Here is a 10588-nt window from a genome sequence, read left to right as displayed (position 1 = left end):
TAAGAAGTGAAGAGCTCAAAAATTAAAATAGCTTTTTGAGTAGCGGGGCGCTACAATAATTGTTGAGTAAAGAACAAATAATGAAGTGGGCGATAAAATGCCGGGATATATTAAATGCACCACTCCCTATCCTGAAGAAGAAGAAGGAGGGTGAGATCAAAGCAGGTTTGATAAAATACATCAAAGTACCTATTATGTAAAAACAAGTACTACATAACACAGTTTTTTATTAACGGCAGTATTGTTATGAAGCTCTTGTAAATATGCAATTGTATCAGCAAGTAAAACACAAAGACTATACGAAACGGCTGTGATTGGATTGTGATAATATTGAGCATTGTGATCCTGCTCAAAATCTGAAAATAAAAGGAATAAAAACAGCAAAACAACAAACAATACTATTTTTTTATGGGTAAAATACTCTGCATCGGTGAAGCTTTAATAGATATGATCTGCACGGATAAAGGCAAGTCACTTTCTGACGGGAATAATTTTTTAAAAAAAGCGGGCGGTGCCCCAACAAATGTGGCAGCAGCCATTGCGGCATTAGGTGGCAATGTGGAACTGGCTGCCAAAGTAGGTGTTGATCCTTTTGGAAAACACCTCATTGAAGTGATGCAGGATTTTGGTGTTTCCACCAAATGGATGTTGCAGGACGAAAACTACTTTACCACATTTGCCTTCGTTTCATTAATGGAAAACGGAGAACGGGATTTTTATTTTAACCGTGGTGCAGACGGACAATTAAGCAGCCAGGAAGTAGAAGATATTGATCTCAACGAATTCTCCATCATCCACTTTGGCTCTGCCACCGGTTTTTTACCGGGCCCTTTGCAGGCTGCTTACAAGGGATTGTTGCAAAAGGCTCTTATGAAAGATATATTTATCAGCTTTGATCCTAACTACAGGCAGTTGCTTTTTAAAAATGATACCCAAACTTTTATTAATCAATCCTGGAATTTTATAGACTGTTGCCATTTTTTTAAAGTGAGTGATGAAGAAGCTATGCTGATAACAGGAGCTACCACACTAGCTGATGCAGTTGCCGTACTATTAAAAAAAACCAATGCTATTTTTGCCATTACACTGGGTAAAGATGGTACTATGCTGGGGCTAAATGGTAAAACAATGATTGTACCCAGCATTGCTGTTAAAACGGTAGATACAACCGGCGCAGGAGATGCTTTTGTTGGTGCTGTACTATACCAGTTGAGTGATAGATCTTTAGAGCAAATAAAATTACTTTCTGAAAGTGATTGGAGTAAGATAGTAACAAATGCCAATAAAGCCGGAGCCCGAACCTGTGAATACATGGGTGCAATGGAAGCATTTAAACACCTGACAACGGATATATTTAACTAGCGTCTATTATCAAACATGTAAACCCGTTATATTTAAATTCTCTGCCTTAGTGGAGATGAGGCAAAATTAAACCTATGTACAATTACCTATTACACCAAAAGATTAAAACGGCCCTGTTAAAGTATAGGATTGGTAAAGAGGAAGATGACCTTTCATTTTACAGCCGCTTACTTGCCAATGCATCTGTTATAAAATCATTGTATGATGAGCTGTACCAGCATCATCCCAATGCAGAACCACAGTTTGACCTGTTGTTAGAAACGCTTACAGCCGCCCATAATAAAAGATCTCCGGCTTTAAAAAAAGCAGATGTAATAAAAGCAGAAAAAGGTCATTGGTTTTTAAACAGTGAAATAACTGGTATGAGTTTGTATGTCGACCAATTCTGCGGCAGCCTTACCAATCTCGGTGATAAGCTTGGGTATTTTGATAAATTGGGGGTAAATTTTTTACACCTCATGCCCTTGTTTAAAAGCCCGGCCGATGAAAGCGATGGCGGTTATGCAGTATCTGATTTTAGAAAAATAAATACGCGGTTTGGCACGCTGAATGATCTGGTTGCGTTACAACAAAAAATGAGTGCGACAGGCATGTACCTGATGATCGATATTGTGCTTAACCACACTTCACGTTTGCAGGAATGGGCCCTAAAAGCAAAGGAAGGTGACAAGCACTACCAGGATTATTTTTACATGTTTGATGACCGCACTATGCCTGATATTTTTGAGCAGACCATGCCTGAAATTTTTCCTGAAACTGCTGCCGGTAATTTTAGCTATATACCGGAATGTCAGAAATGGGTGATGACGGTTTTTCATAATTACCAGTGGGACCTTAATTTTAGCAACCCGGCCGTGTTTGTAGAAATGCTCGACATCATACTGTTTTATGCTAATCTTGGGGTAGATGTTTTGCGGATAGATGCGCCTGCTTTTATCTGGAAAGAGCCCGGTACTACCTGCCAGAATTTGCCCAAGGCACACACTATTTTGCGGTTAATAAAACAATGTGTTCAGGTAGCTTCGCCGGGGATGGCTTTGCTGGGCGAAGCTATTGTAGCACCCAAAGAGATTATGTATTATTTTGGTACCGGTAACTTTATTGCCAAAGAATGTGACTTCGCTTATAATGCTACCCAGATGGCATTGCAATGGGATGCTTTGGCTACCGGCGATACCAGGGTAATGCTGGCTGCACAACATGAAATTTTGAAAAAACCTTACGGCACTTCCTGGTTAACTTATACCCGATGCCACGATGATATTGGTTTGGGCTATGATGATTACATGATTGAGCAGGCATCTTTCAATCCCTATTTTCACCGCAAATATTTAAAAGATTTTTACTCGGGCAATGCCCCTGGTTCAACTGCCACCGGAGCACTGTTTTCTGTAAATCCCAAAACACAGGATGCAAGAATCAGTGGCACGCTGGCTTCGCTTTGCGGACTGGAGAAAGCCATCAGCAACAATAACGAAAATGAGATTACCACGGCCATCAACAGGATCATTGTAATGCAGGCATGCAGTTTTTTTATTGGAGGTTTACCTATGTTATTTTATGGCGATGAGGTAGGCTACACCAACGATTATAGTTACCTCGACAACCCGGCAAAAAGTTATGATAACAGGTGGATGCATCGCCCTGTTATTGACTGGGATAAAAATAATAAGATCGAAGAAGAAGGCTCTGTGGAACAGCGTATTTTTAAAGCCACACAACAATTGATCCACCTCCGAAAAAAGCTGTCTATGGTGGCAGATCACAGTAATCTTACCTGGCTATCTCCTTACAATATTCATGTAGCAGGATTTTTACGGCAAGTGCAAGACAGTCGGTTATTTTGTTTATTTAATTTTAAAAATGAAGTAGCATATGTGGATTGGCAGGCGGTAAAAGAAAAAGGCAATCCGCCTATTATATTATTTGATCACTGGAACAAGAAAGAATACATCATGGAAAATAACAACAACTACCTTATTATTGAACCTTATTCTTTTTGTTTGCTGGAAGCAATGAAATAAACCACGCAGGTTTTAATCGGGTAAAATTATTCTTTAAAAATAAGAAGGGTATTATTATTGCGTGCTACAAGAAAACACCTGCTGCCGTTGGCTAATTTTATTTTCTTTATATCCCTTACTTCGCCGCTGGCTAAAAAACCGGATTGGTAAGGAGATAAAGCAGTAAAATGATTGGATCCGGCATTCAATAAAATCGTTCCAAACCCTGCATCGTAGCGGCCTTCATAAGGTAACACCCCATAAAAATTACCTGCTGAAATAATATCTGTTTTGCCATCTCTATTTACATCCTCGGTTAAAAAAGAAAACACCGGCGACCATTGCAGGGAAGCAGGCAATTTGCTCAGCGTAAATTTTCCTGCACCATTGTTTACAAGCATAACAGATGATAATATATTGGCAGAATACTTTTTTGTAAGATTTAGTTTTTCGCCAAATATTTCTTCAATGGTTTGTCCTGCAAAGCTGGAATAATACAAGTATTTTTTACGCATTAAAGCAGGTAATTCTTTTTCAATTTCTTCTTTACCAAGAAAGGTATAATACTTACCATTTTTTTCAATAGCAATCACCTGGTCCATTGCACCGTTGTTATCTAAATCCCCGGTAAATAATTTTAATGGGTACTGCTCACTGGCATGAAGTTTTGAATTTTCTCCCCAATTACCAACCAGCAATTCATCTGTTCCATCATTGTTCAGGTCTGCAGCATGAATGGTCGTCCATAACCCCGTCGTATTTTGTAAGCCTGCGGCCGATGTATAATTCGTTAATTTTCCCTGCTGATTTTTATAAATAGTAACAGGCATCCATTCTCCCACTACAACCAGATCTTTCCATCCATCTTTATCAATATCAGTCCATACTGCATCTGTGACCATTCCAATTTTATTAAGGCCCTTAGCTTTTTCATCATCAGCAATCCTAAAATTTCCTTTGCCATCATTGATCAATAAATAAGAATTGGGCGTATCTCCATACTTGCCTGCTATTACTCTTCCACCAACAAATAAATCCATATCCCCATCATGATCAATGTCTGCCGCAACAGCTACAGATTTATTTCCATAGAGGTTTGGCAGTGATGTTGATTTGCTGAAATTTCCTTTGCCATCATTGATGTATAAACGATCTAGCAAAGAAGGTATTTTAGCTTCAGTTTCATTGCCGCCGCTTACCACATACAAATCCAAATCGCCATCATTATCTGCATCAAAAAATATAGAGTTTACATCTTCACATGCAGCATCTGCAGCAAAAAGTTTTTGATTGGTGGAAATAAATTTTCCGGCTGCTGTTTGCTGAAACAAAGTGCCAGCCTGACCTGCAGCTCCACAAACAAAAAAGTCATCCAATCCGTCGCCATTGACGTCGGCTACTGCCAGCTTGGGCCCCTGGGTTGAAATCATGTGTGGAATAAATGACTGTACATTAAAATCATTGAAACTATTTTCCTGATGTTTGTATGGCAGTTGAACCGAATCTGTGATATCAGTAAATAATTTTTTAGTGGTAATGCTGATTGGTAATAACGTGGTAATATCGTTGCCCGCATTTTTGTATAAAACAGTTATACGCTGGTCTGCTTTTACACCGGTAAATATTTGTGATTGTCCATCGGGCCACAACACTTCCATTTTATCAATAACAGAATCCACCCCTGTACCAAAATGAATATATTGAAGAGCCGCACTTTCAAAACCCTTGGTAGCATTTACATAGCCGACCTGTATCTTATTTTTTTGTTGAATCACCACTTTTGCTCCAATAGCAAACTTATTTTGCCCTGCCCCTTTTAATTCTATTTCTATAAAATGATTGTTCAGTTGCTGTATTGCATTGTTTCTGTAAATAGTTGCAGGCTCATTAATGTTATTGATAATTATGTCAAGGTCGCCATCATTATCCAAATCTGCATAAGCCGCTCCATTTGAAAAGCCAGGATGATCCATTCCCCAGGCGATGGTATTATCAATAAATTTGAGGCTGTCTGTTCCTTTAAAAATGTAGTTGTTTACTTTACCTTCCGGCATCTTTTTAATGGCAGCAACATCTGCAGAACGGCCTGTATCTTTAGTGCTCCTGGTGCTATAAAATTTTACAAAATCAAGGTCATTAGGCCTCCTTAAAATACCATTGGAAATGAACAGATCCTTTATGCCGTCGTTATCAAAATCTGCCGCCAGCGGGCTCCAGCTCCAGTCGGTTGCTGCAACACCGGCATACAAAGCAATGTCACTGAATTTTTTGCCACCGCCTGCATTTATTTGCAAACAATTGCGGGAATACTGGTGGTAATATCCAAAGCTGAATTTAAAATTGTAAATATCCAAAGGGTCATCCCCGGCAGAAGATTTGAGCGTTTTCTCATCAGAAGGTAACATATCAAGGGTGATAATATCCTGCCAGCCATCGTTGTTCATATCCGCAATAGCACTGCCCATGGAGAAGCGGCTTTCATGCCCGAACGCATCCCGGTTTATTTCTGAAAAATGGCCATTATGGTTGTTGAGGTAGTAATAATCATTTTCATGAAAATCATTACTAACATAAATATCATCCCAGCCATCGTTGTTAATATCAGCCACTGCTACATTTAAACCATAGCCTACCACACTGCTGTAGATACCGGCTTCTGTAGTTACTTCAACAAATTTTCTACCTGTAGCAGTGCTATCATTCCTAAATAATTTGTCGCCTGAAGCTTCATCCTTTATACGCCGCATAGACGAGTCGCCATAGCTTTGATTGGAGTGTACGGAATGGTTAACCAAAAACATATCCAGGTCACCGTCATGGTCGTAATCAAAAAATACGGCTTGTGTGTTGAGACCCTGGATATCAAGTCCATAAGCATGTGCACTTTCGGTGAACGTAATTTCACCCCGGCCCTCTCCTGTAGAAGAGGGTGAAGTAATACCGTTGTTTATAAACAGTTCGTTACGGCCTTTAAAGCTTTTATAGCCGCCAACTTCGCAAACATAAATATCAAGCAAACCATCGCCATTTACGTCGGCTACGGTTACGCCTGTTTTCCAGTTGCCCTTTCCCTGCACGCCTGCTTTATCCGTAATATCTTCAAATTTAAAATTGCCTTTATTGAGATATAATTTATTGCTGCCCTGGTTGCTGGTAAAATAAATATCGGGTAGCCCATCATTATTAAAATCGGCGATGGCTACGCCACCGCCGTTATAATAATACAGGTAATCTAAAATATTCAGCGAATCAGTATCGGTAATTCTATTTTCAAAATCAATACCAGTCTGTGTTGCAGATATCATTGAAAACAGCGGCTCTATTTTACTTTTACATCCGCAAAAAATAATGCCCGTACATAACCAGTATAATAAGTGTTTAAAATTCATTGATAATTATAGTTCCCTTAACCAGATATTACGGTAACTGATTGGTTCGCTCTTATCTCCATGGGCTTGTAATTTGATGGGTTCAGGACCATGTTGTTTGTAGGAAGGCTGACCGATATAAGGAGTGTCTCCAGTTAAAACTGTATTATTTTGTACCAAAACGCCATTGTGCAAAACAGTTGCACGGGCAGGCGATTTTACAGTACCGTCTTCATTAAAACGGGGTGCCGTCCAAATAACATCGTATGTCTGCCATTGGCCGGGTTTGCGGCAGGCGTTTGCTAATGGAGGTGTTTGTTTGTATAAACTACCTACCTGTCCATTTACATAAGTTGTATTTTTATAATTGTCCAACACCTGTAATTCATAACCACCAGCTCCCCATGGAAGTGCCGCTAAAAAAATGCCGCTGTTACCACGGGCTTGCCCTGTACCGGTAATATTAGAAGGAATGCGGTATTCGATGTGCAATTGAAAATCCAAAAACGAACGCTTTGTCTGCAGATCGCCGTTGGCTTTATTTACAGTCATACAATTATTTGCAACCGTCCATTTTTTGTTAGAGGTAGAGTCTTTTGTTGGTACCCATTGGTCAAGATTCTTTCCACCAAACAAAACGATTGCATCACTTGGTGGCACACCGTACACGCTGCCGGGAGTAATAACTTTGGGTATAGGTGTATAATATTCTGTATCTTCTGGTTTTGCAGTTTGAGCGTTGGTGCTTAAAAAACTACCCATCAGGATTGCGCTAAATAATAGGTTCTGTTTCATTTTTTTTAATGGTTGATTGTTGTTAAATATTGATTTTATATCGGGTTTGTTAGAAGTTCTTCTCTTTAAAAATTATACTTAAATATTTCCCTTTTTCAATTCACTTACTGCATATTCCGCTGCCCTGGCTGTTAATGCCATGTAAGTAAGCGAAGGGTTCTGACAGGCAGAGGAAGTCATCGCTGCCCCATCAGTTACAAACACATTTAAGGCATCCCATACCTGATTGTGCGAATTAAGTACTGATGTTTTTGGATCATTTCCCATACGGGCAGTACCCATTTCGTGAATGCCCTGACCGATGTTATAATCCTTATCCCAGGTGGTAACATTTTTTACACCTGATGCTTCAAACATAGCCACCAGTTCTTTGATGATGTCTTTGCGCATTTTTAATTCGTTCTCCTTTAATCCTGCATCCATAGATAAAACGGGTAAGCCCCATTTATCTTTAATGTTTTTGTTCAGCGAAATTTTATTATCATGATAAGGCAATATTTCACCAAAGCCAGTAGCACCAATACTCCAGGCTCCGGGTTCTGTTAATGCTTCTTTAAAGTCGCCGCCAATATTCAGTTCTGCCACTTCACGGCTCCAGCCTGATCGGCTGGCACTTCCCTGGTATCCATACCCACGAAGAAAATCTCTTTTGTCGCCATATAAATTGGCAAACCGGGTGATATAAAAACCATTCGCCCTGCGGCCGTAAGTGGTCTTATCTTCATAGCCATCGATTGTTCCCTGTGCACCCAGCATGTAATGATGATCCATAATATTATGACCCAATTCGCCACTGCTGCTGCCAAGCCCATCAGCCCATACATCAGTTGCTGAATTCATCAGCACCCATGCGCTGTTTAAAGCGGAAGCATTTAAGAAAACAATTTTTGAATGAAACTCATAGGTCTTATTTGATTCTGCATCCAACACTTCTACACCGGTAGCCTTTTTGGTATCTTTATTATAGATAATCTTTGTAACAATACTCCAAGGACGCACCGTTAAATTTCCGGTGGCAGTTGCGGCGGGTAATGTTGAAGATTGCGTACTGAAATAGCCTCCAAAAGGACAACCTTCCCAGCAACGGTTTCTGTACTGGCATTGTATTCTCGCCTGCAAGGGCGCCGTTAAATTAGCCACACGGCCAATGATCATGTGGCGGTCTTTGTATTGCTTTTTAATTCTTGCTGCTACGTCTTTTTCTACCACATTCAAATCCATTGGTGGTAAAAAATGTCCATCGGGCAAATGTGCCAGACCCTCCATTGAACCACTGATGCCGGCAAATTTTTCAACATAATCGTACCAGGGTGCCATTTCTTTATAACGGATGGGCCAGTCAATCGCAATGCCATCTTTTGCGTTGGCTTCAAAATCAATATCGCTTAGTCGGTAACTTTGTCTGCCCCATAAAAGTGAGCGCCCTCCCATTTGGTAGCTGCGCCACCACGCAAATGGTTTTTCCTGCACATAAGGGCAATCTTTTTCATTTACCCAGCTATCCAAAATGGCTTCCTGCGCTGCTGTGCCGTACATTGCCCAGTCCCTTGATATTACAGGATTGTTTTTTTTATATTGCAATGGCGCTTTGCCACGGTGAGGAAAATCCCATGGATCTTTACCGGCAGAAACATAATCTTTTATGTGCTCATGTGGACGGCCACGTTCCAGCATTAATACTTTTAACCCTTTTTCTGTTAGCTCTTTTGCAGCCCAACCGCCACTAATACCAGAGCCAATTACAATGGCATCATATGTATTTTGATTGGTTGCTTTGTTATTGACATTTGTTGAATCACCAGGCATAGCTTTATTTTTAATCGTTGCTTACATTTATTTTTTACTTTTTTGCCACCTAATAATAAGGCAGCGAATACTTTTCAAAGTAAAGTTTTCTTTTCTTTTTAAACATTTTTTGTATTAAAAAAGGATTTCAATAACTAAAAAAACGTCATCATTTCAATACAGCAATTTCTATTTTACGGTAATAAATTTCGGCGCCTTCTGATTGAATAATTATTTTACCCTTACTTAAACTTGCACCTGTAGCCTTATTTACAGTTATCCCATTTACAATGTGTGTGAGGTTTCCATTATTTGCAATTACTTCCACACGATTCCATTCGCCGGTTGGTTTTTCTCCATCTGCTTTCTTTTGAGCCCTGTTGAAATCTTTAGGTATTGTTCTTACACCGTCTACAACAATGGTTGTACTATCTACCATCCAGAAATCACCTACATCGCCTTCCTGGATCTGGCATTCAATGGATTTTGGCCAAACAAAATCTGTTGCATTCTGGGGCACAAAGTATAAGATGCCGTTATCTCTCCTCGTGGTATCTGCATCTCTGGGAGGATATTTTTTTGTACCCCATTTAAATTCTACCACCAGGTGAAAATTATTGTATACTTTTTCTGTACAGATATAACCGAACTCTTTACCAGAGATATGCAGTAACCCATTTTCAATATTGAAGACCTTTTCGGGATCGCTGTTCTTTCCTTTTGAGGTAAGAAAACTATACCAGCCATTAAGATTTTTACCATTGAACAATGGCTTTAAATTTTTGGTTTGCTTTTGCGCCTGTACAAAAAAACACGCTAATAAAAGACAACCGGTTATTCCTTTTTTCATATGCAAGATGCTTTACTGTGAATTTACCCCTTATCTATTTGTTTGTATCAAAAATTTTTGGGGCTTCATTATTCATTGAAAAAATAGTAAGTGATTTTTTACCCGCTTTAATGTTGGTAATATTGCGTACTTGTCCTTTTACCAATATCCCACTTTGCTTTTCATTAACTGCTTTAAAGTTCCCTTTACCATCGCCTTTAAGTAGTAAACCATAACTGGCATCGTAGATACCTACCTCCGGTTTGCTCTGGTAAAAATTTCCGCCCAGTAAGATATCCTGTTTACCATCGCCATCATAATCACTTACCGCTATGCCGCTTACTGTACTAAACTGGGCTTCGGTTGGCAACGGCTTTAGCGTGAACGTGCCATTTCTGTTGTTTAGTAATACACTGCTCCGCATTTCCTTTGCTTCCAGTTTTACC

Annotated in this window: 7 protein-coding genes; 2 read left to right on the top strand and 5 right to left on the bottom strand. The window is 39.6% G+C overall.

Annotated elements, in window-relative coordinates:
* Nucleotides 1-408: 408 nt before the first annotated feature.
* Together H7254_RS15885 and H7254_RS15880 are read left to right on the top strand one after the other, a co-directional pair.
* Complete coding sequence (locus H7254_RS15885; protein WP_301933899.1) at nt 409-1362, top strand: carbohydrate kinase; 954 nt, start codon at nt 409-411, stop codon at nt 1360-1362.
* A gap of 74 nt (nt 1363-1436) precedes the next feature.
* Nucleotides 1437-3386, top strand: a complete 1950-nt coding sequence (locus tag H7254_RS15880) for an alpha-amylase family protein (RefSeq protein ID WP_301933898.1) — start codon at nt 1437-1439, stop codon at nt 3384-3386.
* Between the two features lie 26 nt (nt 3387-3412).
* Here the strand turns inward: H7254_RS15880 and H7254_RS15875 are convergent, their stop codons facing one another.
* The 5 genes from H7254_RS15875 to H7254_RS15855 form a co-directional block, all read right to left on the bottom strand.
* The gene (locus tag H7254_RS15875; protein ID WP_301933897.1) at nt 3413-6670 is read right to left on the bottom strand and encodes a VCBS repeat-containing protein; all 3258 of its coding nucleotides are present in this window, start codon (nt 6668-6670) and stop codon (nt 3413-3415) included.
* A 90-nt stretch (nt 6671-6760) separates the two neighbouring features.
* Nucleotides 6761-7528: a DUF1080 domain-containing protein gene (locus tag H7254_RS15870; protein WP_301933896.1), complete on the bottom strand. Its 768-nt coding sequence runs from the start codon at nt 7526-7528 to the stop codon at nt 6761-6763.
* Between the two features lie 78 nt (nt 7529-7606).
* The gene (locus H7254_RS15865) at nt 7607-9334 is read right to left on the bottom strand and encodes a GMC oxidoreductase (protein ID WP_301933895.1); all 1728 of its coding nucleotides are present in this window, start codon (nt 9332-9334) and stop codon (nt 7607-7609) included.
* A gap of 148 nt (nt 9335-9482) precedes the next feature.
* A complete protein-coding gene (locus H7254_RS15860; protein WP_301933894.1) occupies nt 9483-10163 on the bottom strand; it encodes a DUF1080 domain-containing protein in 681 nt (226 codons plus the stop codon).
* Between the two features lie 34 nt (nt 10164-10197).
* The coding region (locus H7254_RS15855; RefSeq protein ID WP_301933893.1) for a VCBS repeat-containing protein at nt 10198-10588 on the bottom strand (391 nt) is incomplete at its 5' end.

It is taken from the genome of Ferruginibacter sp. (assembly GCF_014377975.1).
Classification (GTDB): domain Bacteria; phylum Bacteroidota; class Bacteroidia; order Chitinophagales; family Chitinophagaceae; genus Ferruginibacter.
The sequence above is the reverse complement of the archived record's forward strand: the minus strand, read 5'-3'. Positions and strand labels throughout refer to the sequence as shown.

Excerpts from the sequence above, each read along its gene's own strand:
- H7254_RS15870 (WP_301933896.1), bottom strand. The coding sequence starts at position 7,528 with ATGAAACAGAACCTATTATTTAGCGCAATCCTGATGGGTAGTTTTTTA.
- H7254_RS15860 (WP_301933894.1), bottom strand. The coding sequence starts at position 10,163 with ATGAAAAAAGGAATAACCGGTTGTCTTTTATTAGCGTGTTTTTTTGTA.
- H7254_RS15885 (WP_301933899.1), top strand. The coding sequence starts at position 409 with ATGGGTAAAATACTCTGCATCGGTGAAGCTTTAATAGATATGATCTGC.
- H7254_RS15875 (WP_301933897.1), bottom strand. The coding sequence starts at position 6,670 with ATGATATCTGCAACACAGACTGGTATTGATTTTGAAAATAGAATTACC.
- H7254_RS15880 (WP_301933898.1), top strand. The coding sequence starts at position 1,437 with ATGTACAATTACCTATTACACCAAAAGATTAAAACGGCCCTGTTAAAG.
- H7254_RS15865 (WP_301933895.1), bottom strand. The coding sequence starts at position 9,334 with ATGCCTGGTGATTCAACAAATGTCAATAACAAAGCAACCAATCAAAAT.